Below are 21,935 nucleotides of genomic sequence, written 5' to 3'. Positions count from 1 at the left end.
CTCGTTAATTAACGAGTACGTTAAGCGCGAACACCCACGCCTGTCAATCACACCTTGCTCGGCACCCGCCGGTGCAGCTCCGCGAGCAGGACCTCGGGGCCCGGCGACATCAGGCCGACGTCCACCACGTAGGCGATCTCCGAGCCGCGGCGGCGGATCCTCGGGTGCCCGCCCTTGCCGGCCAGCTCGGTCGCGTAGTCGTCGGCCACCGGGGTGACGATCAGCTCGGTGAAGGGTCCCCGCCCGTGCAAGGCCACCGAGGCGATTCCGGACCAGGGGATGTGTACGGGGTGACGACCCGTCGCCGCGAAGTCCAGCCCGTGCACCGACGTGTGGAGCCAGCCCAGCCGCCGCCAGACGATGAGCATGACGACCGCGGCCGAGACCGCCGGCACGATCAGCGCCGCCTCCACGTAGAGCACGATGTCGGCGGGCTCGGGGCGGTGCCCGGCAGCGATCTTGAGCCCCAGATAGAGGCCGAGCATCGGCACCCACGCGGCGGCGAGCACCCAGAGCGTGGTCACGAAGAACATGCCCCGCGCCTGGATGAAGCTCACCGTGTCGTCGGTCGGGCCGAGCACCTGATCCACGTGGCCCGCATGAACATGATCTGGCATGGTGCGATTATGCGCGGATTTCACCCGGTTGATCCGATAGATGACGGACTCCGGGTGGCCGGATCCACGGCGCGGCCGCCGGGTGCGTCCGTGACGCCGCACGTAGGCTGTGTTCCATGACTGAGTTCGACGGCCTCCCGCTGCTCCGCTCCCCCGTGGCCATCGCCGCCTTCGAGGGCTGGAACGACGCTGCGGACGCTTCGACCGCGGCCGTGGAACACCTCGAACAGGTGTGGCAGGCCAAGGAGATCACCAGCATCGACCCGGAGGACTTCTACGACTTCCAGGTCAGCCGCCCCACCATCACCATGGCCGAGGGCGAGACCCGCAAGATCGAGTGGCCGACCACGCGGTTCACCGTGGCGAGCCCGCCCGGCAGCGACCGCGACGTCGTGCTGATCCGCGGCATCGAGCCGAGCATGCGGTGGCGGACGTTCTGCGAGTCCGTGCTGGAGATCTGCCACAGCCTCGAGGTGAACCGGATCGTGCTGCTCGGCGCCCTGCTGGCGGACGTCCCCTACACCCGGCCGCTCCCGATCAGCGGCAGCGCCTCCGACCGCGAGGTGGCGGAGAAGTACAACGTCGTGCCCACCCGGTACGACGGCCCCACCGGCATCGTCGGCATACTCCAGGAGGCGTCCACCCGCGCCGAACTGGACGCCCTGTCGTTCTGGGTGCACGTCCCGCACTACGCGAACAACCCGCCCTGTCCCAAGGCCACCCTCGCCCTGCTGAGCCGGATCGAGGACGTCCTCGACCTGCCGGTGCCGATGGCCGACCTGGCCGAGCAGGCCGACGAGTGGGAGAAGCGCGTCCGGGCCGCCGCCGAGCAGGACTCCGAGCTGGGCGAATACGTGCGTGAGCTGGAGGAGCGCGTCGGCGACGCGGGGATCCAGCCGCTGACGGGTGACGAGATCGCCAGCGAGTTCGAGAAGTACCTGAGGCGCCGGGGTGGGTCGGCCGGGCCCACCGCCGGCTCCTGGTAGGCGGATCAGAGCGGGTCAGAAGCGGAAGTCGCCGGCATCGACGATGCCGGCGACGAGCACCTTCCACTCCTCGCGGGTTGCGGCCACGATCAGGTCGGGCTGCCTGTTGTTGCGGATCAGGACCTCGTCGTCCCGAAGTGCGATCTCCAGACACGTGTTGTCGGCGCACCGGCTACTCGGTTGCCAGATGATCGACTCGGACATACGCCTTTACCTCCGATGGGCGCTGGACTACTCAGAGTACGTCCAGGACCACCGGATGTCATTGATGGCAATGACTGCGCGCGCCTAGCGAAGGTCGACTCGACCTGCGGCAACGTCATCCAGGAAGTGGTGCCAGTCCTCGCGGGGCAGCGTGAGGAAGGGCTGATCCGGCCGCTTCGAATCACGGATCGCGACGAACCCGTCCCCGAGGGGCGCCACCTCGACGCATGCGTGATCGGCACAGAAGGTGCTTCGGGTCCATGCCAGCATCTGTCGGATCCTCCCTCGCGCGAGCAGCGGGGAGCTTCGGGCCCCGAGCGAGGACCTTATCCATTGTGGAGAGTAGCCGTCCAGCTGCGGCCCCGACGCCGGGGCCCGCACAGAGCTTAACCGGGCATTTGCGGGTATTTGCCACTTCCGCCAGATTTGTCGGCCGAATTTCACTCGTCCAGGGTGCGCCGGAGCCGGTACGCCTCCGCCAGCATCGCGATCCGGGTCAGCTGCTCGTCGGCGCAGAGCGACCAGAGCCGTTCGAAGTACCGGCTGTGGAAGTCGAGCTCGCCACGCTCGGAGACGACCCGGTCACGCCCGTAGAACTCCTGGTAGAGGATGGCGTCGTCGTAACCCGGATCGCTGAGGCTGACGATCTGGAACGGGCCGAGGATGCCGCCCTCCCCGCCCTTGTCCAGCGGCATCATCCTGATCCGCACCCCCGGCAGCTGGGAGATCTCCTCGATCGCCTCCAGCTGCTCGGCCATCACCTTGGCGCCGCCGACCTTCCGCAGCAGGACCGACTCGTCGAGGATGAAGTAGTAGTCGGGGCCGCTCGTCCGGTCGAGGATCTGCCGCCGGCGCAGCATCCGGACGTCGTAGCGGACCCGGCGCTCCTCCGCCGACAGGCCGGGGCTCGGCTCGTGGGCCCACCAGTCCAGCACCGCCTCGGCGACCGCCGGCGTCTGGAGCAGGCCCGGCACCACGCTCGGCTGGTAGACCCGGATCTCGGTGGCCTCGGACTCGAACTGCAGCAGCTGCCGCATGCTCTTGGTCAGATGTTTGCGGTATTCCGCCGCCTCGTACCACCGCTGCCGGCGGGAGACCCTCGCGTCCTCCGTCAGCCGCCCGATCTCGGCCTCGTCGGCGACGCGGTAGAGCTGCAGCAACGCACGGAGATCGGTGACCGAGACGCCGACGTCGCCCGCCTCGATCCGCTGCACCTTGGAGAGCGACCACCCCAGCAGGTTCGACACCTCGGTCTGGTTCAGCCCCGCGGCCTGCCGATAGGCGACCAGGGCCAGCCGGACGCGCCGCCGGGCGACGGCGGGGGGTTCTCCCTGCATGGCGACCATGCCATCCCGTCCTGGCTGCGTCACAGCCGATCAGCCGTACTTCAATCTGCTACATGTCAAATAGAAACCTAGCACTGTGCGTAACCGAACCGCTCCGCCGCGCAGCCCCCTTGGCCGAATGGTGAACAGACGGGCCTGCCGCGCACCGCGGCAGGCCCGTCCCGTCGTCCCTCACTCCGCATCCCTCGCCAGCCTCTCCAGGCTTCGCTGCAACCCCCGGCAGACCTGCTCGAACTCGCGCTGGTCGGACGAGCTGAACAGCCGGGCGTACTCCTGGCCGCAGACCGCGACCAGGTCCCACCGCGGGGGCGGGCGGCGACTCAGGGAGAAGGCCGCGTGCATCAGCAGCACCAGCACGATCAGTGCGCCGAGCAGCGCGGACTCGCTGCCCACCAGGGGGATCGCCACGACCGCGCCGGCCAGGGCGGAGAGCCCCATCGCCTGGTGCAGGCCCCCGCCCGCTGCTTGGTGCCGGACGATGTGGACGTCGTGCAGTGCGCGGACCGGGAACCGCCGCAGGCCCGCCACCTCGAAGAACTCGTCGGTGATCAGCACTCGCGGACCTCGATAGAAAACTGACAATTGCGTCTCCTCCCCCTCGCCGGGGCTTGCCGACGGAGGGGAGGTGCGTAACGATGAAACGTGAGTGAGTCCCCTCCGAGAGACGGGACCTCCGGCGGCATCCAGCTGCAACTGGGTGCCGCCTTTCCGTGAGTACCGGTCAGTCCACTCTCCGTAACGAATTATGGACGTCCGCATCGCATGATCGCTATACGTCTATTTGCTGTATAGCCGTTACGGCTCCCGGTGTGTCATCCAGCAGCCCCGATCCGGCATGAGGCATCCTAGGAACCTAGCCAGACCGACTACGGGGAGGGCAGATGTCGACGATCAATCCGGGCAGCCCGGAGTTCCCGCACCGGCAGATCTCCAACCAGCTCAAGGATCGCGTGCGCCACGGCGAGTGGCAGCCCGGCGAGCGCCTGCCCTCGATCCCCGCGCTCGCCGAGCTGTTCGGCGTCGCGAAGCAGACCGTGCAGCGGGCCGTCGATCAACTCCGGGTCGAGGGCATTCTCATCACCAAACCCGGATCGGGTACGTACGTCCGCGGCACCCGACGCCGGCTGAACCGTCTCTCCCGCGGCCGCTACGGGCTGCACCGCGGCTACCACGCCGACCTCGCCGCCCGGTACCGCCAGCAGCTCGTCCGCGTCGGCCGGGAGCCCGCCCCGCCGGAGGTGGCCGACGCCTTCGGGGTCCGCGACGGCACCGAGATGCTGGTCCGCCGGCACGTGGTCCGCACCGACGAGGCGACCGTCGAGCTCGGCGCGTCCTGGTTCCGGGTCACCGACGTGAACGGCACCTCGCTGGAACGGCTCGAGGCGTTCGGCCGGCCGCTCTACCAGGAGGCCGAGGAGGCGATCGGCCGGCGGTACGCGCAGGCCACCGACACGATCAGCGCCCGGCAGCCCAGCCGGGAGGAGGCGGAGATCCTGCAGATCCGGCCGGACACCCCGGTGCTGCACCTGCTGCACGTCGCGTTCGACGAGTCCCGCAAGCCGATCGAGGTGGCGCAGGCGACCTGGCCCGGGCCGATGACCACGCTGACCGAGGAGTACCGCATCCCGGAGCAGCCGGCCGAACCCGACCCGGACCCGGGGCTGTCACTGGCCTGAGATGCCGGCCAGCAGGGCGATCGTCCGCTCCGGCTGTTCGAAGATCGCCCGGTGCCCGCCGCCGGGCAGGACGTGCAGCTCCTTCGCCGGCGCCTCCAGCGCGCGGTACCAGGGGCCGAACAGCTCCTCCAGCCCGCGCATCTCCTCGCCGCCCTGCAGGAAGTAGGCCGGGACGGCGAGCCTCGGGACGTCGCGGCGCAGGTCGACGTCCTGCATCCGGGGGTAGAGGGCGTCCCAGGTGTCCACCATGGCGGTCAGCGCGTGCGCCTTGCGGAGCAGCGTGTACTCGGGAGCGCCCAGCTCCAGGCCGGGGTCGCCCTGGTCGTAGACGGTGTTCTCGTGGAGCAGGAGAGCTTCATAACCCCAGAAGCCTTCGTACGGGGGCGGGCCCTGCTCCTCCAGCCGGGCCACCACGTCGTCGTGGCCCTCCGCCCTCGCCCAGGCCAGGATGTCGGCATAGAAGATCCGATCGCTGTCGAGGAGGTCGACCGCCTGGCCGGTGCCGATGTAGGCCTCGTACCGCGCCGGCTCCCGGTAGGCGGCCAGCGCCCCCGGGATCGAGCCGCCGGAGAACGCCATCAAATAGATCTTCGGCCGATCGAAACGGTCGCTCAGATAGCCGGTGACGGCCAGCACGTCGGCCACCTCGTCGTCGACGGTCACGTCCGGGGGCGAGAACGCACGCCGGTCCATCGTGGCGACCACGAAATGCCTCTCCAAACCGGACAGGTGTCTCCGCATGGCCCCCCTCTCCGATCCACCGGGCGATCCGGGTACGAACAACAGGACCGGCTTCGCCGGTTCGGCACCACGGATCATCACGTCCAGGCCTCCGACCTTCGTCAGCTCGGCGATGCCTCCGGCCACCGGCGCGGTCCGGGCCGGGATGGCGAACGCCACCGTCAGGGCCACGAGCAGCGACGACGCCACCGCCACCGGCAGCCGGCGACGGCCGCGGAGGGCACGCCCCGACCACACTCCGAGGATCATCGGCAGCAGCGCCAGCAGCCCGTGCACCCCGCGGCCGGTGACCAGGGCGATCGCACCGAACGGACTGATGTGTGGCATGTCGACGGACGGACCGGTGGCACGGATCCGCACCAGCTCGTACGTCACGGCGTACACGAGCGGGGTTGTCAGGAACGCCCAGCGTGAGCGGCACGCGAGCGCGCCCACGACGAAGCTGCCGGCGATCGTCACGATCGCCTCGGTGGTGGTGAGGGGGCCGCGCGGCTGGTCACGCCGTGCGGGCCGCTCCTAGGCTTCCCGGCATGCTCTTCGCCCTGCTGGTGCCGGACCCCGGCGACGCCACGATCCGGGACCGCGTCGCCGACGGCATCGCCATCGTGCTCGCGCTGCTCTACGGGTCGGTCATGCTCGTGCTGGGCGACGCGACCGCCCCGGGCGCGTTCCTGTCCTGGCAGCTCGACGTCGCGATCGGCGTCGCGGGCACGGCCGGGCTCCTGCTCCGCCGCCGGCATCCGATCGCCCTCACCGCGGCGCTGCTGCCCCTCGGCGCGGTCTCGGTGATGGCGACCGGCCCGATCCTGATCGCCCTCTTCACGGCGGCGGTCCGCCGCCGGGCGCCGGTCGTGCTGGCCCTCGGCGCCGTCAACGTCGCCACCGGCGGCGTCTACTACCTTCTGCACGACGACCCGGCGTCCGACATCTGGGTCGACTTCGCGATGCGCGGGCTGGTCACGGCCGCGGCGATCGGGTGGGGGCTGTTCACGCAGGCCCACCGCCGGCTCACCGCGTCGCTGCGGGATCAGGCCGCGCGGCTCCGGGCCGAGCAGCAACTCCGCGCCGAGCAGGCGAAACTCACCGAGCGGGCGCGCATCGCCCGCGAGATGCACGACGTGCCCGCCCACCGGATGTCGCTGATCAGCCTGCACGCCGGGGCGCTCGAGGTGCGCGGGACGGTCTCCCCCGGGGAGCTGTCGATCGCGGCCGGGGCGATCCGATCGGGCGCTCACGAAGCACTGGAGGAGCTGCGGTCGGTGGTCGGCGTGCCGCGCAGCCGTCCCGAGCCGCCGCAACCCGGGCTCGCCGACGTCCCCGAGCTGGTGGCGAGCGTGCGCGACGCCGGGATGACGGTCGACTTCACCAGCGCGGTGCCGTCCGACGGGCCGCCCGTGGTGCTGGGGCGGACCGCCTACCGGATCATCCAGGAGGGCCTCACCAACGCGCGCCGGCACGGTGCGGAGCCGGCCGCGTCGGTGCGCCTGCGGGGCGCCGCCGGGCAGGGCCTGCGCATCACGATCGTCAACCCCCTTTCCGGTACGCCCGCGGCACCCTCCTCGCGGTCCGGCCTCGGCCTCGTCGGCATCACCGAGCGGGTCGAGCTCGCGGGCGGGACGGTCCGCTTCGGGCCCGACGCCGGCTCCTTCCGCTTGGAGGCGGACCTGCCATGGGAGAACTGAACCGGGCGTCGCCCCCGACGTCGGGTCCTGCGCGGTGACGGCGACCGGCGTGAGCGGGCGGGCTGTCCGGCTGCTGCTCGTGGACGACGATCCGCTGGTGCGGGCCGGGTTGCGGATCCTGATGGGCGGCTCGGACGACATCGAGGTGGTCGGCGAGGCGGGCGACGGCGGCGAGGCGATCCGGGCCGCCGAGGCACACTGGCCCAACGTGATCCTCATGGACGTCCGGATGCCGCGGGTGGACGGCCTGGTCGCCACCCGGCGGATCCGGGGACGGGCGAACGCGCCCCAGGTCATCGTGCTCACCACGTTCGACGTGGACGAATACGTTCTGGAGGCGCTCCGCGGCGGCGCCAGCGGGTTCCTGCTCAAGGACACGCCGCCCCGGGAGATCCTGGAGGCGGTCCGCACGGTCGCCTCGGGGGCGGCCATCCTCTCCCCCACGGCCATCCGGCGGCTCATCGACCACGTGGCCGATCCCGCGGCCGGCAACCGGCGGGCCCGGGCCCGCACGCGGCTGGCCGAGCTGACCGGGCGGGAGACGGAGGTGGCGGTGCTCGTCGGGCACGGCCGTTCCAACGCCGAGATCGGTGCGGAGCTGGGGATGGGGGTGCCCACCGTCAAGGGACACGTATCGCGGCTGCTGACCAAGCTGGACCTGAACAACCGTGTGCAGATCGCGCTGCTGGTCCACGACGCGGAGCTGCTCTGACACCGCCCAGGATCGGGTCAGGCCGGGATCGGGTCAGGCCGGGATCGGGTCAGGCCGGGATCGGCGGGGCGGGCTGGAGGTCGGGGGCCGGGTCGGGGGTGCGCGCGAGGGCTCGCGCCGTCAGGCCGAACCCCGCGAGGAGCAGCAGCGGGCCCGTCACGCCGATCGGGCCGAGGCCCAGGGTGAGGAAGGCGATCACTCCGGCCGCCACGAGGGCGGCGTGCCACCAGGGGGTCAGGCCGCTCGCCGAGGCGCCCGCCGCCACGGCGATGAGGCCGAGCAGGCTCAGGGCCATGCCGGGCAGGGCCCAGCCGAAGGTGAAGGGCGCGAAACCGGCCAGGGTGTCGCTCACCCGCGTCGCGATGGTGGCGTCCAGAATCTGGCGGGCCGCCAGGTCGGCGCTGTCGCCCAGCATCAGGCCGCTGAAGTTGACGAGGGCCACGACCGTGACGGCGCCGGCCATCCGGGTGAAGCGGTTGGCCCGGGCCGCGACGATCAGGACCGCGGGGATGAAGAGCACCCAGGCCAGGTGCAGGAGGAGGGCGCTCACCTGGGTCTGCACCGGCTTCGCCATCGAGTCGGCCAGGTCGCCGCTCCAGTCCGGGACGGTGGCCATGCCGGCGGCGAAGGCGACCGGCGCCGCGTACAGGGAGAAGAGGCCGAACCGGCGCACGAAGGCCGGGAAGACGCCCGGCTCGGCCGGAGGCTGAGTCGCGGGCCGCAGCAGGCGGCGGGCCGCGACGGTGTAGGCGGCCGTGAGGAGCAGCGGGCCGGTCAGGCAGAGCGGGACCGGGGAGATGGCGAACGCCAGGTAGAGGGCGGTGCCCAGCAGGGCGGCCGCGGCGGTGGGCCGGCCGATGACGCGGGCGCGGGCCGCCGCGATCGGGGTGAGGATCAGGGCCAGGCCCCAGCCGATCAGGCCCGGCCACTGCCAGCCGGCGACGGTCACGGTGAAGGAGAGGAAACGCTCGTCGACGGCGGCCACTTGCGCGTCGGGGAGGTTCTGTTCGAGCGCGAGCAGGACGAAGTCGCTCGCCATCAGGGCCGAGAAGGTGGTCAGGCCGACGATCACGGCGACCCAGGCGACGCCGCCCAGGATCGCGCCCCGCCGGCGGATCGGGGCGAGCAGGCCGAGGAAGCCGGGTACGAAGAGGACCCACGCCCAGTGCAGCAGGATCGCGTGGGCCTGGACGGCGCCCGGATGCTGCCGGTAGACGCCGTAGCCCTGATCGTCACCCAGCGCCGGATCGATTCCGGTCGCGACCGTCAGCAGGATGGGCGCCAGGACGAGGCAGAACGCGGAAAACCTTGGAAGTGTCGACATGCCTGGAAAATTTAGGAACAGCAGGCCGCGGGGTCGCCCCCAGCGAGGATGAACCGGTCTCCTCCTCGTGGGGGATCCGCCGCCGGGGAGCCGCCCCTACGGTCATCACGTGGGTCTGAAACGGACGGACATCGCGGTGGCGGCGGCGTTCGCCGCGTTCGCGCTCATCGAGGAGCTCACGATCGCGATGCCGGGCGGCTGGTGGCCGTTCGCGCTCGCCGGGTTCACCACGCTGATCCTGTTCCGGCGCCGGATCCCGCTGCTCGCGATGATCCCGAACGCGCTCGCGGCGACCAGCATGTTCTATGTCGACGCCACGATCGACGGCGAGAAGACGGTCAACTTCCGTCTGTGGCAGGTCGTCTCCATGATGATCATCGCTTACACCATCGGGCGGGAGAGACCGAGAGACAGGCGAGGGTACGCCGTCATCGCGCTCACCTTCGGGATGTACTGGAGCTTCAACCCCGGCGACCCGATGGCCGACGTCTTCTTCCCGCTCGCGCCCTACGTGCTCGGCCGGGGCGTGGCCGCGCAGGCCCGGCGCAGCGAGGTCTCCGCGCGGACCATCGCCGACCTGCGCGAGCAGCAGGCCCGCGACGCGGTCATGGAGGAGCGGGTGCGCATCGCCCGCGAACTGCACGACATGGTGGCGCACAGCGTGACCGTCATGGTGATCCAGGCGGGCGTGGTCCGCCGCCGGCTGGAGGCCGGCCTCGACGTCGACCACGACCTGCTGCGCAGCATCGAGTCGAGCGGGCGGGACGCGGTCGGCGAACTGCGCCGCACGCTGGGGCTGCTCCGCGGCGAGGAGGGCGAGCCGGCGCAGCCGCCGGCCGGGCTGGACCGGCTCGACGAGCTGATCGCGCAGGTCCGCGAGGCGGGGCTGCCGGTGACCGTGCGGCGGGAGGGTGAGCCGGCGCCGCTGCTGCCGGCCGTGGACATGTCGGCGTACCGGATCGTGCAGGAGGCGCTCACCAACGTGCTGAAGCACGCCGGGCCGGCCCGGACGACCGTGGAGATCGCGTACCGGCCGGGCGGGCTGCACCTCTCGGTCGTGAACGACGGGACGGCCGCGGCGCTGCGGACCGGCGGGCAGGGGCTGATCGGGATGCGGGAGAGGGCGGCGCTGTTCGGGGGCGACCTGGAAGCGGGGCCGCGGGCCGGCGGCGGCTTCGCGATCACGGCGAGGCTGCCCCGATGAGCATCACCGTCGTCATCGCCGATGATCAGCGGATGGTGCGGGCCGGGCTGCGCATGGTCATCGAGACCGAGGCGGACATGACCGTCGTGGGCGAGGCCGGGGACGGGGCCGAGGCGGTGGCCCTGGCCCGGCGGGTACGGCCGGACGTCGTGCTCATGGACATCGCGATGCCCCGGCAGGACGGGCTCGCCGCCACCGGGACGCTGCTGGCCGGGGCGGACCCGCCGCGGATCATCGTGCTCACCACGTTCGACACCGACGACAACCTGTACCGGGCGTTGCGGGCCGGAGCGAGCGGCTTCCTGCTGAAGGTCTCCTCCCCCGAGCACCTGATCACCGCGATCCGGGTGGTGGCGGCCGGGGACTCGCTGCTCGACCCGGCGGTCACGACGCGGGTGATCGCGGCGTTCGCGGGGCGGCCCGGGCCGGTGCCGCCGCCGGAGCTCGGTGAGCTGACGCCGCGGGAGACCGACGTGCTGCGGCTGATGGCCCGGGGGATGTCGAACGGCGAGATCGCGGCGGCGCTCACCGTGGGCGAGGCGACGGTCAAGTCACATGTGGCGCGGGTGCTGATGAAACTCGGGCTGCGGGATCGGGTGCAGGCGGTGGTCTACGCCTACGAGTCCGGCCTGATCCGGGCGGGTGAGGCGGGCGGATCCCTCGTACCCTGAAAGAAGCGTGACAGAAACGCCCGGCTGCGGCAGAGGTTTAGGTCACGCGGCGGGCCATGTCGCTCATGGGCTGGTTAGGCTCCGAGGATGGATGCTTGGACCGGCCATGACGTGCCCCGCCTGCCGGAAACGGAGGGGCGACCGACGCTGCGGCTCTACGACACCGCGCGTGCCTCTGTCGAGCCGAGCACGCCCGAGGGCGTCGCGACCATGTACGTCTGCGGGATCACGCCCTACGACGCGACCCATCTCGGCCACGCGGCCACGATGATCGCTTTCGACCTGGTCAACCGGATGTGGCGGGACGCCGGGCGGGACGTCACCTACGTCCAGAACGTGACCGACATCGACGATCCGCTGCTGGAGCGGGCGGCGCGCGACGGCGAGGACTGGATCGTCCTGGCGATGCGCGAGACCGCGCTGTTCCGGGAGGACATGGAGGCGCTGCGGATCATCCCGCCGGCGCACTACGTCGGCGCGGTCGAGTCGATCCCGCGCATCGTCGGGCACGTCCTCGAACTCATGGACAAGGGCGCTGCCTACCGGCTCGAGGACGGTACCGGCGACGTGTACTTCGACATCGGCAAGGCGCCGAACTGGGGCTACGAGTCGCACCTGTCCCGCGAGGAGATGACGGCGCTCTCCGCCGAGCGCGGCGGCGACCCGGAGCGCGCCGGCAAGCGCGACCCGCTCGACCCGCTGCTGTGGCGCGGCGCCCGCGAGGGCGAGCCGGTCTGGGACGGCGGCGACCTCGGCCCGGGGCGCCCGGGCTGGCACATCGAGTGCGCCACGATCGCGCTCGGGCTGCTCGGCGACACCATCGACGTGCAGGGCGGCGGCAGCGACCTGCTCTACCCGCACCACGAGTGCTCGGCCGCGCACGCCGAGGTGCTGACCGGCGCCGCGCCGTTCGCCCGGCACTACGCGCACGCCGGCATGATCGGCCTCGAGGGCGAGAAGATGTCGAAGTCCAAGGGGAACCTGGTCTTCGTGTCCCGGCTGCGCGGCGACGGCGTCGACCCGATGGCGGTGCGGCTCGGGCTGCTCGCCGGGCACTACCGCAGCGACCGGGAGTGGACCGACGCGGTGCTCAAGGCCGGTCTCCAGCGCCTGTCCCGCTGGCGCGAGGCGGCCGCCGCGGCCCAGGGGCCGTCGGGTGAGGGCCTGCTCGGCGCGGTCCGCGAGGCGCTCGCCGACGACCTCGACGCCCCGGCCGCGCTCGCCGTGGTGGACGCCTGGGCGGAGGCGGCGCTGGCCGGCGCCGGGGATGACGCGGAGGCGCCGGCGCTGATGGCGAGGACCGTCGACGCGCTGCTCGGCATCCGTCTGTAGAGACCGGGGAAAAGGGGCGTCCCGTTGGACCCTAGACGCCCCTGACCTGCGCCGTATCAGGAATACGGAAAAAATGCACTATTGTTCTTTTATCCGTGAAAATCAGCGCGATACCGCTTCGGAGAAGACAGACTTGGTCCCGGTCAAATCATCTCCGAAAGGAAAAATCATGCGTCGCACGGCTCTGTTCCTCGGGGGCGTTTTGCTGTCCACCGGCGTGAGCCTCGCGCTGGCCGGACCGGCCCTGGCTTCCGACGTCAAGAGCAACAAGGACCACGGTGGCTACGCCGCGTCCGTCGCCAACCACGACTCGGGCGACCACCCCGACGTCATCGTCATCAACAACGGGAACGACCGCTACTACCCGGGTCGTTACTACGGCGGCTACAACTCGTCGTACTGGCTCGGCCTCGGCTTCAGCTTCTACGGTGGCGTGGGCGGCAGCTACTACCCCGGCTACGGATACGGCTCCTGGGGCTTCGGCTTCGGTGGCGGCTTCGGTGGCGGGTACGGCTACTGACGTTCACGGCTTCCACAGCCGACCTTGCAAGCCCGGGATGCCGCCGCATCTCGGGCTTGTTCTTTCGGTGCCGCTTGTTCTTCGGTGCCGTTTGATCTTTGGTGCCGCTTGTTCTTTTTGGTGCCGCTAGATGGGCGGCCAGGGGATCGCCGGCCAGTCGGTCGGCGGCTGCGGGAACCGCGCGGCGCGGAGCAGCCGCTTCACGCGCAGGCCGACGTGCTGGACCTCGGAGATCGTGAGGTGCTCCTCGAGCGCCTCGCCGAGCGCGCCGTTCAGATCGGCGGTGAGCCGGGTCAGCACCTCGACGGCCTCGGACGGCAGGGCCGCGCCGGTCCAGCCCCACAGCACCGTCCGCAGCTTGTTCTCCACATGGAAGCTGACGCCGTGGTCGACGCCGTGGACGCCGCCGGTCGAGGGGTAGAGGACGTGGCCGCCCTTGCGGTCGGCGTTGTTGATGACCGCGTCGAAGACGGCGAGCCGGGCCAGGCGCGGGTCGTCGGCGTGGGCCAGCGCGTAGGCGTCGCCGTCGTCGTCGCGGGCCGCCGCCACCGGGAACCAGCCCTCCGGGACGTCGTAGGCCGGGACGAACCCGATCAGCCCCTCGGCCTCGTCCGGCTCGTCGATCCAGAGCTGGAGGGCGCCGGGGCCGAGCGGGCCGTCGCGCAGGATCGTCGGCGGCACCAGGTCCCAGCCGGTCGCCCGGGAGACGAGGTAGGCCGAGACCTCCCGGCCCGCGAGGGTGCCGTCCGGGAAGTCCCAGAGCGGGCGCTCGCCGCGGACCGGTTTGTAGACGCAGCGCCGGGTCAGCCCGTTCAGGCTGATCTCGGCGCGCAGCGTGGTGTTGGAGGCGTCGACGAGACGCCCCTCGATCTCGATGGCGCCCCGGCCGAGCAGCTCCAGGGCGTCCGCCTCGGCCAGCACCGACGTGGATTCGGCCGTCACCGGTGGTAACCGTTGTGCCGGGGACAGAGGTGACCGGCCGGGTCGAGCGGCTGGCCGCAGAGCGGGCACGGCGGCCGGCCGGCGGCCACCACCCGGCGGGCACGGTCGATGAACGCCCGGGTCGCCTCCGGGGTCAGCCGCACGCGCAGGCGGTCGAGGTCGTCGTCGGGCTCGTCCTCGTCGTCGTCGACCTCGTCGTCGTCATCGTCCTCGTCGAGCGGGCTGCCGGAGAGGTCGGCCTCGGCCTCGCCCGCCTCGATCGCCTCGATCACCACGGTGCTGGTGTCGACGTCGAAGGCGAGGCCCAGCGTGCCGACGCGGAACTCCTCGTCGACCGGGGTGTCGAGGGGCTCGTTGTCGTGCGAGGTCGGCAGGACGCCCTCGGGGAGGTTCACCCCGAACCGCTTGTTCGCCTCGAGGAGCAGCTCCTCGAGTTTCTCGGCGAGGAGCGACACCTGGACCTTCTCCAGCGCAACGCTGATCACCCGGCCGCCGCCGCGGGCCTGGAGATAGAAAGTGCGGTCCCCCGGCTCGCCCACCGTCCCGGCGACGAACCGCTCCGGCGGCTCGAAGGCATGCACTTGGTGGGTCATACCGACAACCCTAGCCATCCGCGACGGTAACCGCGCGGGTCGTCGCGCCCGGTTCGCCGAGGGCGCAACGACCCCTACGCTGCGGCAAACCGGCAGTCACGCAGCGTCGTCAAACCGCCCCGCCACCGGCTCCCCCGCCCACCGCCGCGTCGCTTTCCACGCGCTTCGGGGGTACGACCGACGACAGGTCCCCGGTCTCGTTGAGGCGCACCAGAAAGGGGCGGGTCGGGGTATACCGGATCGCCGTGATCGACGCCGGGTCGGCAACGATCCGCTGGAACTGGTCGAGGTGCAGGCCGAGCGCGTCGGCCGCGATGGCCTTGATCACATCGCCGTGGGAGCAGGCGACCCAGACGGCCTCGGGACCGTGCTCCGCCGTGATCCGCGCGTCCCACTCCCTGACGGCCTTGACCGCCCTGGCCGACATGTCAGACATGGCCTCGCCGTTCGGGAAGACCACGGCGCTCGGGTGCTGCTGGACCACCGGCCAGAGCGGATCCTTGGCCAGCTCCTTGAGGGGCCGGCCCTCCCAGTCGCCGTAGCCGCACTCGATGAGGCCCTCGTCGGTCTGCGGGTCGATCTCCGGCAGCGCGATCTCCAGCGTCTGCCGGCACCGGATCAGCGGGCTCGTCACGACCGCCGCGATCGGGAGCTTGCGCAGCCGCTCACCGACCCGGGCGGCCTGCTCGCGGCCGGTGTCGTCGAGCTCCACGGGCTGCCGGCCGGCCAGTCCGCCCGCCGCGTTCGCCGTGGTCCGGCCGTGCCGCAGCAACAGGACGGTCGCCATCAGACGCCCGCTTCCTCGAACGCCTCGGCCACGGTGCGGAGCGTCGCGATCCCCGACTCCAGGTCGCCGACGTAGGGGCTGATCGACAGCGTGCCGACGCCGGCCGCGGCGTACTCCCGGATCCGGTCCTTGATCCGGTCCTTCGTGCCGATCATCGAGGTGCGCTCGATGAACTCCTGCGGGACGGCGGCCGCGGCCTCGGCGACCTGCCGGTTCAGGTAGAGGTCCTGGACGAGCTTCGCCTCCTTCTCGTAGCCCATCCGGATCGCGAGCTGGTTGTAGAAGTTCTGCTCGCGGCTGCCCATGCCACCGATGTAGAGGGCGGCGTACCAGCGGACCACGTCGGCGCAGGCGCTGAGATCGTCACCGATGACGACCGGAACGGTGGGCGCGATGTCGAAATCCGGATTTTTGCCGATATGCCCGGTGTATTCGTGCGCCATGTCCGGCGCGAAGAAGATCGCCAGCCAGCCGTCCGCGATCTCCCCCGCCAGCTCCAGGTTCTTCGGGCCGACCGCCGCGAGGTAGAGCGGGATCTCCGACCGCAGCGGGTGGAAGCCCAGCTTGATCGCCTTGCCGGCGCCGTCCGGCAGCGGCAGCGTGTAGTGCTCGCCCTGGTAGGCAACCTTCTCCCGGGCCAGGGCCAGCTTCACGATGTCCACGTACTCCCGGGTGCGGGCCAGCGGCTTCGCGAACCGCACGCCGTGCCACCCCTCGGAGACCTGCGGGCCGGAGACGCCGAGGCCGAGCCGGAACCGGCCGCCGGAGAGGGTGTCGAGGGTGGCCGCCGTCATCGCGGTCATGGCCGGGGTCCGCGCCGGGATCTGCATGACGGCGGCGCCGAGGTCGATGTTCGTGGTCTGGCCGGCCATCCAGGCGAGCATGCTCACCGTGTCCGACCCGTACGCCTCGGCGGCCCACACCACGGCGTAGCCGAGCCGGTCCGCCTCCTGCGCCATCGCGAGATGATCAGCGGGCGTGCTCCATGCTGTCTGGTATCCGAGGCTGAGTCCGAGCCGCACGTACCCTCCCGAGATCATGATGGTTCCGTAAAGCATATTTCCGTCCGGTAACCGACGCGCCGCGCGGGTACTCGGCCATTCCACGAAGTGCATGCTCTGAATAAGGTTCACTCATGCATCAGCGACCGCTCGGCCGAAGCGGGCTAGCGGTTTCGCGGCTCGCGCTCGGCACCATGACCTGGGGACGGGACACCGACCCCGACGACGCGGCCGCCCAGTTGAAGCTGTTCCTCGAAACCGGTGGCACGCTGATCGACACGGCCGACGTCTACGGCGACGGCGACGCCGAGTCGGTGATCGGCTCGCTGCTCGACAGCCTCATCCCCCGCGACGAGGTGGTGATCGCCACGAAGGCCGGCCTCACCCCGCGCGGCTACCGGCCCCGCGACGCCTCCCGCGGCAACCTGCTGCGCTCGCTCGACGCGTCGCTGCGCCGGCTCGGCACCGACTACGTCGACCTCTGGCAGATCCACGGCTACGACGGCCAGACCCCGTTCGAGGAGACCCTGGCCGCCCTCGACCACGCCGTGACCAGCGGCAAGGTGCGCTACGTCGGGGTCTCCAACTTCGCCGCGTGGCAGACCGCCCGGGCCGCGGTGTGGCAGTCGGCCTACCCGGGCCGCGCGCCGATCGTGGCCGCCCAGATGGAATATTCGCTGCTCGAGCGCGGCATCGAGCGCGAGATGCTGCCGGCCGCGGCGGCGCTCGGCTTCGGGGTGCTCGCCTGGTCGCCGCTGGGCCGGGGCGTGCTCACCGGCAAGTACCGCAACGGCCGGCCGCTCGACTCGCGGGCCGCCTCCGAGCACATGGCGCCGTTCGTCCAGACCTACCTCGAACCCCGCAGCTCCAGCATCGTCGAAGCGGTGGTGATAGCGGCGGGCGGCCTCGGCGTCTCCCCGCTCGAGGTGGCGCTGGCCTGGGTACGCGACCGGCCCGGGGTGGCGTCGGTGCTGCTCGGCGCCCGTACGACCGCCCAGCTGCAGGGCGCGCTGCGCAGCGAGCACCTGGTCCTGCCGGCCGAGATAGCGATCGCGCTCGACGACGTCTCGGCGATCGACGTCGGATACCCGGAACGTGAGGGAACAGGCTATCCGGAAGCTTGAGCATCGCCTGATCGCAGGCGCATATTGGTTCCCATGGACTACGAATACGCGCCGCTGCGGCTGCCCTCGAACGTCGACAGGTTGACCGCGGCGGCGCAGCTCGCCATTCAGGCGGAGTTCTCCGGCTGGGAGCTGGCCCGGGTCCAGCTCTTCGCCGACGGGACCCGCAAGGTCATGCTCCGCCGGCGGCTCCAGCAGACACCGCAGCCCGGCCTCAGCTACTGAGGCCGGGCTGTGTGTCGCCGTGTCGCCTCCGCGCGACCAGAGTCGCATTCCGCCCGTCGATGACGAGAGTGCCGAAAACGACTAGCGAAGCGTGGTCGTTTTCGGTGCTCTCGTCATCGACTCAAAGGGGCGGAATGCCCGCCGAGCGGAGCGAGGCCATCAAGCGTGGTTGTGACCGGCGTGGTCGTCCTCGTCGTCCGGGAGGAACGGGTGCTCGTCCAGCCGGCCCACCAGCTGGTCGCCCTCGACCGGGGCGAACGGGCCCGACCCGTCGGCGTCGTCGAACGCCTCGAGGTCGAGCGGCGCGGTCACCTCGGTGACCGTGAGCAGGCCGTCGAGCGGCTCCAGCTCGGGCACGTCGAGCGAGGCCAGTGAGCCGTCGCCGGCCTGGAGCAGCTCCAGCACGGCCTCGCCGACCGACTCGACCGGTCCGGCGTCCTCGTCCTCGGGCACCGATCCGCGGCGGGCGGTCTCGGCCACCTTCAGCAGCGCGGCCACGCTCGGCACCCGGTAGTCGCGGCGCTGCCGCACCGAGACGACCTGGTCGTACGGGTCGTCGCCGGCGCCGTCCGCACCCGCGCCGACCAGCCCGAACCGGTGGTCCGCCTCGTCCGGGTCGATCGACTCGACGTCCCACGGCGTGACTTCGCCGAACGCGTCGAGCAGCTTCTCGTCGTACGCGTAGGAGGCGTTGTTCAGGGTGACGTACGCCTGCCAGACGTCGTCGTCGTCAATGCGGCCGGCGGCAGCCTTGACGGCCGCGAGATGCGCCCGCGCCGCCTCGACGACGGCCTCGAGGGCAGCGTCGAGCTCCGCATTCTGGTCGGTCATGGAGATGGTGTCCTTCCGCAAGGTCAAGTCAGCTGTTTCGGAGCAGTCGGTCGAGCACACGCACGCCGAACTTTAGCCCCTCGGTCGGTACCCGCTCGTCGATGCCGTGGAACAGTGCACTGAAGTTGAGGTCCGGCGGCAGCCGCAGCGGCGCGAACCCGAAGCAGCGGATCCCCAGGGTGGCGAAGGCCTTCGCGTCGGTGCCCCCGGACATCAGGTACGGCACGGTACGCGCACCCGGGTCCTCGGCGCGCAGCGCGGCGCCCATGGCGTCGACCAGGTCACCGTCGAACGTCGTCTCGACGGCCTGCTGCTGGTGCAGGTGCTCGATCTCGACGTCCGGCCCGATGATGTCGCGCAGCTCGGCCAGGAACGCGTCGGCGTGCCCGGGCAGGGTCCGGCAGTCGATCGTGGCGGACGCCTTGCCGGGGATGACGTTGTCCTTGTACCCGGCTTCGAGCCGGGTCGGGTTCGCGGTGTTCCGGATGGTCGCGCCGATCAGGTTGGCGATCGGGCCGAGCTTCGCGATGGCGAGCTCCGGCTCGTCCGGGTTCAGGTCGATCTGCAGCGCGTCGCTGACCTGTTCGAGGAACTGCCGCACGGTCGGCGTCACGACGGTCGGGAAGCGGTGCCGGCCGACCCGGGCGACGGCCTCGGCGAGCGCCGTCACGGCGTTGTCGTCGTGGATGAACGAGCCGTGCCCGGGCCGGCCGTGTGCGTGCAGGCGCAGCCAGTCGAGGCCCTTCTCGGCGGTCTGCACGAGGTAGAGGCGCAGGTCGTCGTTGACGGTGTACGAATACCCGCCGACCTCGCCGATCGCCTCGGTGACCCCTTCGAAGAGGTCGGCGTGCTCGCGCACGAGCCACTGCGACCCGTACTCCATGCCGGCCTCCTCGTCGGCCGTGTACGCCAGCACGATGTCGCGCGGCGGCGTGTAGCCGATCCGCCGCCACTCGCGCACCACGGCCAGGACCATGGCGTCGAAGTCCTTCATGTCGACGGCACCGCGGCCCCAGAGGTAGCCGTCCTTGATCTCACCGGCGAACGGGTGCACCGACCACTCGCTCGCGTCGGCCGGCACCACGTCGAGGTGGCCGTGCACCAGCAGCGCGCCGCGCGACCGGTCGGCGCCCGGGATCCGGGCGATCAGGTTGGCCCGGGTCGGCGCGGACTCCAGCAGCGTGGCCTCGACGCCCACCTCGCCGAGCTTGGCGGCGACGTACTCGGCGGCGGCGCGCTCGCCGACGGTCGTACGCGGGTCCCCGGTGTTGGTGGTGTCGATGCGCAGCAGGTCACGGCAGAGGTCGACGACCTCGTCCACGGCGGTGGTGTCCATCCGCCTTTCTTACCAGCAAGGTGTAACAACTTCCCCCAGGGGGAACTGGGCGGCCGTGTCTGAAGTGAATCTCCCCCCGTTGCCGCCGACCGGCGGCGAGACTCCCGGGCGCAGCATCGTCGATGTGATCAACGCCCAGCACCGGGAGCTCCTGTCCCTGACGTCCCGGCTCGAGTCCGAGCCCGACAACCCGAAGGTGAAGAGCGTCCTGGTCGCGGTCGCGTCCCGGCACCTCTGCGCCGAGGAGCAGTACCTCTACCCGGCGATCCGCACGGCCGTACCGGGCGGCAACGAGCTGGCCGACCGCGAGCTGGCCGAGGACCAGGCGCTGTTGCGGCTGCTCGGCGGCGACGACCTGGACCGGGCCGCCGAGGCGATCCGCCGGCACGTCGCGGCCGACGCCGAGGAGCTGCTGCCGATGCTGGAGCAGATGGTGCCGTCCGAGGATCTGGTCCGGCTCGGCAACCGCCTGGAGACCGCCGAGGAGGCCGCGCCGACCCGCCCGCACCCGTCGAGCCCGTCCACCCCGCCGTGGAACAAGGTCGTCGATCCGCTCCTCGGCGTCGTCGACAAGGCCCGCGATGCCCTCACCGGACGTAAAACTTATGTACGCGATCTGTAACTAAACCTGACTAGAGGGCGATTCGCCCATCTTATCCCGTTCGTTAATATGTTTGTCACGGGTTGCCGATCTTTCCGCCGCTCATAGGACTAGCGTTGGATCGCATCTTGGTCCTAACGTCACGCTATGAACCTGGAGCTGCGGCATCTGAAGGTGGTCTGCGCCATCGCGGAGACCGGCAGCGTCACCAAGGCCGCGTCGCAGCTGGGCCTCGCCCAGCCGGCGCTCACCGCGCAACTGCAGCGCATCGAGCGGACGCTGGGTGGCCCGCTGTTCGACCGGGACCGCCGGGGCGCGCGCCCGACCGCGCTCGGCGAACTCGTGCTCTCCCGTGCCCGGGTGCTGCTGCCCGCCATGAAGGGCCTGCAGGACGAGGCCGCACGCCTGGCGGCCGGCGGCACCCAGGACATGATGAGCCGCTACCGCATCGGCGCGATCGGCGGACCCGTCGTCGCGCACCTGCTGCACCGGCTGTCCGCGACCCAGCCGGAGGCGCAGATCTCCACCCACGCCTCCTACTACGTCGACGAGCTGGCCACCATGGTCCTGGCCGGCAAGCTCGACTACGCCCAGGTCGGCGTCTGCGGTGACGCCCTGCCCTCCGCCGAGTACGGCCTGGTCTGGCAGACGGTCGCGGTCGACGCGGTCTGCGTCCTGCTCCCCGACGACCACCCGCAGGCCAAGGACGACGAGGCCGACCTGGCCGAGCTCTCCGAGGAGCAGTGGGTGGCCGGCGCCGGCGACGGCTGTTTCGCCGACTGTTTCGCGGCGGCCTGCGCCCGCTCCGGCTTCGCCCCGAAGAAGGTCCTCGAGACCGACCCCCGCGCCTGCGTCGACATGGTCGAGCTCGGACTCGCGGTCGGCCTCTGCCAGCCCACCTTCCGCCCGCCCGTGGGCCTGACCTCCCGCCCGCTGAAGGGCGCCCCCCTGCGCTGGCGCACCGCCGTCGGCTGGCACCCCGACTCCCCCGCGGCCCGCAGCGCCCCGAACCTCATGCAGCTCGCGAACGAGGCCTACCAGGACGTCATAGCCCGCAACGACAACTACGTCAGCTGGCTGACCGCCCACCCCGAGCTGTCCGGCATAGGAGCAGCACCCACCCTGGCTGCCGCTTGACCCCATCATTCGTACGAGTGGGCAGCCCGCCCCCACCGGCACCACCGCCTGTCCCCGCCCCACAGACCTGAAGCCCCTTCCCCCCGGCGCGCCCCGCCGCCTGCCCCGGCGTCCCCTCACCCTCCGACCCTTCGCCGGCGACGAGTCCCCGCTCCGTGACACCCGCCGCCCAGCGGTCAGGCCGGCCGCCACCGAGCAAGCGGACCACGGCACCCGGCCACCGGCACCACTCGTCTGCTACACGGCCGGCCGGTGCTCACCACGCTCCGGCGCGGCGGGGACGGCGCGCACTGTGGCCTTCCGGCGTACCCAGGAAAGCGGGACCGGACCGCCTGGCTGGAGC

At 71.3% G+C, this 21,935-nt stretch carries 25 protein-coding genes; 12 read left to right on the top strand and 13 right to left on the bottom strand.

The window, feature by feature from the left end; translation table 11 throughout:
* Positions 1 to 47: 47 nt before the first annotated feature.
* Positions 48 to 617, bottom strand: a complete 570-nt coding sequence (locus AB0G10_RS28515) for a hypothetical protein (protein WP_360928199.1) — start codon at positions 615 to 617, stop codon at positions 48 to 50.
* Positions 618 to 733: 116 nt separating this feature from the next.
* On the opposite strand from AB0G10_RS28515, the gene AB0G10_RS28510 reads away from it, so the two are divergent.
* A complete protein-coding gene (locus AB0G10_RS28510) occupies positions 734 to 1,603 on the top strand; it encodes a PAC2 family protein (RefSeq protein ID WP_360928196.1) in 870 nt (289 codons plus the stop codon).
* 15 nt (positions 1,604 to 1,618) lie between these two features.
* Here AB0G10_RS28510 and AB0G10_RS28505 read toward each other — a convergent pair whose 3' ends face one another.
* From AB0G10_RS28505 to AB0G10_RS28490, 4 genes are all read right to left on the bottom strand, one after another.
* Positions 1,619 to 1,807: a DUF397 domain-containing protein gene (locus tag AB0G10_RS28505; protein ID WP_360928193.1), complete on the bottom strand. Its 189-nt coding sequence runs from the start codon at positions 1,805 to 1,807 to the stop codon at positions 1,619 to 1,621.
* A gap of 84 nt (positions 1,808 to 1,891) precedes the next feature.
* The gene (locus AB0G10_RS28500; RefSeq protein ID WP_360928190.1) at positions 1,892 to 2,077 is read right to left on the bottom strand and encodes a DUF397 domain-containing protein; all 186 of its coding nucleotides are present in this window, start codon (positions 2,075 to 2,077) and stop codon (positions 1,892 to 1,894) included.
* Positions 2,078 to 2,247: 170 nt separating this feature from the next.
* Positions 2,248 to 3,144: a helix-turn-helix transcriptional regulator gene (locus AB0G10_RS28495; RefSeq protein ID WP_360928187.1), complete on the bottom strand. Its 897-nt coding sequence runs from the start codon at positions 3,142 to 3,144 to the stop codon at positions 2,248 to 2,250.
* A gap of 180 nt (positions 3,145 to 3,324) precedes the next feature.
* Positions 3,325 to 3,708: a DUF6232 family protein gene (locus AB0G10_RS28490; RefSeq protein ID WP_360928185.1), complete on the bottom strand. Its 384-nt coding sequence runs from the start codon at positions 3,706 to 3,708 to the stop codon at positions 3,325 to 3,327.
* Between the two features lie 326 nt (positions 3,709 to 4,034).
* On the opposite strand from AB0G10_RS28490, the gene AB0G10_RS28485 reads away from it, so the two are divergent.
* Positions 4,035 to 4,829, top strand: a complete 795-nt coding sequence (locus tag AB0G10_RS28485; RefSeq protein ID WP_360928182.1) for a GntR family transcriptional regulator — start codon at positions 4,035 to 4,037, stop codon at positions 4,827 to 4,829.
* Here the strand turns inward: AB0G10_RS28485 and AB0G10_RS28480 are convergent.
* Positions 4,818 to 6,029, bottom strand: a complete 1,212-nt coding sequence (locus AB0G10_RS28480; protein WP_360928179.1) for an alpha/beta hydrolase — start codon at positions 6,027 to 6,029, stop codon at positions 4,818 to 4,820. The genes AB0G10_RS28485 and AB0G10_RS28480 overlap by 12 nt on opposite strands.
* A gap of 71 nt (positions 6,030 to 6,100) precedes the next feature.
* On the opposite strand from AB0G10_RS28480, the gene AB0G10_RS28475 reads away from it, so the two are divergent.
* Positions 6,101 to 7,252 carry a histidine kinase gene (locus AB0G10_RS28475; protein ID WP_360928176.1) on the top strand — a complete coding sequence of 384 codons (1,152 nt, stop codon included), beginning with the start codon at positions 6,101 to 6,103 and terminating at the stop codon, positions 7,250 to 7,252.
* Between the two features lie 49 nt (positions 7,253 to 7,301).
* A complete protein-coding gene (locus tag AB0G10_RS28470) occupies positions 7,302 to 7,964 on the top strand; it encodes a response regulator transcription factor (RefSeq protein WP_360928173.1) in 663 nt (220 codons plus the stop codon).
* 49 nt (positions 7,965 to 8,013) lie between these two features.
* On the opposite strand, the gene AB0G10_RS28465 is transcribed toward AB0G10_RS28470, so the two are convergent.
* Entirely contained in the window at positions 8,014 to 9,288 is a 1,275-nt protein-coding gene (locus tag AB0G10_RS28465; RefSeq protein ID WP_360928170.1) for a hypothetical protein, read from the bottom strand.
* Between the two features lie 109 nt (positions 9,289 to 9,397).
* Between AB0G10_RS28465 and AB0G10_RS28460 the strand changes: the two genes are divergently transcribed.
* The 4 genes from AB0G10_RS28460 to AB0G10_RS28445 all read left to right on the top strand — a co-directional run bounded on the left by AB0G10_RS28460 (position 9,398) and on the right by AB0G10_RS28445 (position 13,015).
* Positions 9,398 to 10,492, top strand: coding sequence for a histidine kinase (locus AB0G10_RS28460; RefSeq protein ID WP_360928167.1), 1,095 nt, complete (start codon positions 9,398 to 9,400; stop codon positions 10,490 to 10,492).
* Positions 10,489 to 11,163, top strand: a complete 675-nt coding sequence (locus AB0G10_RS28455) for a response regulator transcription factor (protein WP_360928163.1) — start codon at positions 10,489 to 10,491, stop codon at positions 11,161 to 11,163. Before AB0G10_RS28460 ends, AB0G10_RS28455 begins: the two co-directional genes overlap by 4 nt.
* Before the next feature lie 87 nt (positions 11,164 to 11,250).
* Entirely contained in the window at positions 11,251 to 12,495 is a 1,245-nt protein-coding gene (mshC, locus tag AB0G10_RS28450; protein WP_360928160.1) for a cysteine--1-D-myo-inosityl 2-amino-2-deoxy-alpha-D-glucopyranoside ligase, read from the top strand.
* A 169-nt stretch (positions 12,496 to 12,664) separates the two neighbouring features.
* Positions 12,665 to 13,015, top strand: a complete 351-nt coding sequence (locus AB0G10_RS28445) for a hypothetical protein (RefSeq protein WP_360928157.1) — start codon at positions 12,665 to 12,667, stop codon at positions 13,013 to 13,015.
* 126 nt (positions 13,016 to 13,141) lie between these two features.
* On the opposite strand, the gene AB0G10_RS28440 is transcribed toward AB0G10_RS28445, so the two are convergent.
* From AB0G10_RS28440 to AB0G10_RS28425, 4 genes are all read right to left on the bottom strand, one after another.
* The gene (locus tag AB0G10_RS28440) at positions 13,142 to 13,957 is read right to left on the bottom strand and encodes an SCO1664 family protein (protein ID WP_360928155.1); all 816 of its coding nucleotides are present in this window, start codon (positions 13,955 to 13,957) and stop codon (positions 13,142 to 13,144) included.
* Positions 13,954 to 14,550, bottom strand: a complete 597-nt coding sequence (locus AB0G10_RS28435; protein WP_360928152.1) for a DUF3090 domain-containing protein — start codon at positions 14,548 to 14,550, stop codon at positions 13,954 to 13,956. Before AB0G10_RS28435 ends, AB0G10_RS28440 begins: the two co-directional genes overlap by 4 nt.
* A gap of 109 nt (positions 14,551 to 14,659) precedes the next feature.
* The gene (locus tag AB0G10_RS28430; protein WP_360928150.1) at positions 14,660 to 15,337 is read right to left on the bottom strand and encodes a histidine phosphatase family protein; all 678 of its coding nucleotides are present in this window, start codon (positions 15,335 to 15,337) and stop codon (positions 14,660 to 14,662) included.
* Complete coding sequence (locus AB0G10_RS28425; protein WP_360928147.1) at positions 15,337 to 16,359, bottom strand: LLM class F420-dependent oxidoreductase; 1,023 nt, start codon at positions 16,357 to 16,359, stop codon at positions 15,337 to 15,339. Before AB0G10_RS28425 ends, AB0G10_RS28430 begins: the two co-directional genes overlap by 1 nt.
* A 113-nt stretch (positions 16,360 to 16,472) precedes the next feature.
* Here AB0G10_RS28425 and AB0G10_RS28420 point away from each other — a divergent pair, with 113 nt between their 5' ends.
* The gene (locus AB0G10_RS28420) at positions 16,473 to 17,462 is read left to right on the top strand and encodes an aldo/keto reductase (protein ID WP_360928144.1); all 990 of its coding nucleotides are present in this window, start codon (positions 16,473 to 16,475) and stop codon (positions 17,460 to 17,462) included.
* A gap of 33 nt (positions 17,463 to 17,495) precedes the next feature.
* Entirely contained in the window at positions 17,496 to 17,687 is a 192-nt protein-coding gene (locus AB0G10_RS28415) for a DUF5703 family protein (protein WP_360928141.1), read from the top strand.
* 159 nt (positions 17,688 to 17,846) lie between these two features.
* On the opposite strand, the gene AB0G10_RS28410 is transcribed toward AB0G10_RS28415, so the two are convergent.
* Together AB0G10_RS28410 and AB0G10_RS28405 are read right to left on the bottom strand one after the other, a co-directional pair.
* Complete coding sequence (locus AB0G10_RS28410; protein WP_360928138.1) at positions 17,847 to 18,518, bottom strand: hypothetical protein; 672 nt, start codon at positions 18,516 to 18,518, stop codon at positions 17,847 to 17,849.
* Positions 18,519 to 18,546: 28 nt separating this feature from the next.
* Positions 18,547 to 19,854 carry a M20/M25/M40 family metallo-hydrolase gene (locus tag AB0G10_RS28405; protein ID WP_360928136.1) on the bottom strand — a complete coding sequence of 436 codons (1,308 nt, stop codon included), beginning with the start codon at positions 19,852 to 19,854 and terminating at the stop codon, positions 18,547 to 18,549.
* 64 nt (positions 19,855 to 19,918) lie between these two features.
* On the opposite strand from AB0G10_RS28405, the gene AB0G10_RS28400 reads away from it, so the two are divergent.
* Together AB0G10_RS28400 and AB0G10_RS28395 are read left to right on the top strand one after the other, a co-directional pair.
* On the top strand, positions 19,919 to 20,476 hold the full coding sequence (locus AB0G10_RS28400; RefSeq protein WP_360928133.1) for a hemerythrin domain-containing protein: 558 nt from the start codon (positions 19,919 to 19,921) through the stop codon (positions 20,474 to 20,476).
* Positions 20,477 to 20,602: 126 nt separating this feature from the next.
* Positions 20,603 to 21,592: a LysR family transcriptional regulator gene (locus AB0G10_RS28395; RefSeq protein ID WP_360928130.1), complete on the top strand. Its 990-nt coding sequence runs from the start codon at positions 20,603 to 20,605 to the stop codon at positions 21,590 to 21,592.
* The last annotated feature ends 343 nt before the right edge of the window (positions 21,593 to 21,935 follow it).

The sequence above is a fragment of the Actinoplanes sp. NPDC023714 genome (assembly GCF_040639855.1).
In the GTDB taxonomy this organism is placed as follows: domain Bacteria; phylum Actinomycetota; class Actinomycetes; order Mycobacteriales; family Micromonosporaceae; genus Actinoplanes.
This window is presented reverse-complemented; position numbering and strand designations above follow the sequence as displayed.

Excerpts from the sequence above, each read along its gene's own strand:
- AB0G10_RS28515 (WP_360928199.1), bottom strand. The coding sequence starts at position 617 with ATGCCAGATCATGTTCATGCGGGCCACGTGGATCAGGTGCTCGGCCCG.
- AB0G10_RS28510 (WP_360928196.1), top strand. The coding sequence starts at position 734 with ATGACTGAGTTCGACGGCCTCCCGCTGCTCCGCTCCCCCGTGGCCATC.
- AB0G10_RS28505 (WP_360928193.1), bottom strand. The coding sequence starts at position 1,807 with ATGTCCGAGTCGATCATCTGGCAACCGAGTAGCCGGTGCGCCGACAAC.
- AB0G10_RS28500 (WP_360928190.1), bottom strand. The coding sequence starts at position 2,077 with ATGCTGGCATGGACCCGAAGCACCTTCTGTGCCGATCACGCATGCGTC.
- AB0G10_RS28495 (WP_360928187.1), bottom strand. The coding sequence starts at position 3,144 with ATGCAGGGAGAACCCCCCGCCGTCGCCCGGCGGCGCGTCCGGCTGGCC.
- AB0G10_RS28485 (WP_360928182.1), top strand. The coding sequence starts at position 4,035 with ATGTCGACGATCAATCCGGGCAGCCCGGAGTTCCCGCACCGGCAGATC.
- AB0G10_RS28475 (WP_360928176.1), top strand. The coding sequence starts at position 6,101 with ATGCTCTTCGCCCTGCTGGTGCCGGACCCCGGCGACGCCACGATCCGG.
- AB0G10_RS28465 (WP_360928170.1), bottom strand. The coding sequence starts at position 9,288 with ATGTCGACACTTCCAAGGTTTTCCGCGTTCTGCCTCGTCCTGGCGCCC.
- AB0G10_RS28455 (WP_360928163.1), top strand. The coding sequence starts at position 10,489 with ATGAGCATCACCGTCGTCATCGCCGATGATCAGCGGATGGTGCGGGCC.
- mshC (WP_360928160.1), top strand. The coding sequence starts at position 11,251 with ATGGATGCTTGGACCGGCCATGACGTGCCCCGCCTGCCGGAAACGGAG.
- AB0G10_RS28445 (WP_360928157.1), top strand. The coding sequence starts at position 12,665 with ATGCGTCGCACGGCTCTGTTCCTCGGGGGCGTTTTGCTGTCCACCGGC.
- AB0G10_RS28435 (WP_360928152.1), bottom strand. The coding sequence starts at position 14,550 with ATGACCCACCAAGTGCATGCCTTCGAGCCGCCGGAGCGGTTCGTCGCC.
- AB0G10_RS28430 (WP_360928150.1), bottom strand. The coding sequence starts at position 15,337 with ATGGCGACCGTCCTGTTGCTGCGGCACGGCCGGACCACGGCGAACGCG.
- AB0G10_RS28420 (WP_360928144.1), top strand. The coding sequence starts at position 16,473 with ATGCATCAGCGACCGCTCGGCCGAAGCGGGCTAGCGGTTTCGCGGCTC.
- AB0G10_RS28415 (WP_360928141.1), top strand. The coding sequence starts at position 17,496 with ATGGACTACGAATACGCGCCGCTGCGGCTGCCCTCGAACGTCGACAGG.
- AB0G10_RS28410 (WP_360928138.1), bottom strand. The coding sequence starts at position 18,518 with ATGACCGACCAGAATGCGGAGCTCGACGCTGCCCTCGAGGCCGTCGTC.
- AB0G10_RS28405 (WP_360928136.1), bottom strand. The coding sequence starts at position 19,854 with ATGGACACCACCGCCGTGGACGAGGTCGTCGACCTCTGCCGTGACCTG.
- AB0G10_RS28395 (WP_360928130.1), top strand. The coding sequence starts at position 20,603 with ATGAACCTGGAGCTGCGGCATCTGAAGGTGGTCTGCGCCATCGCGGAG.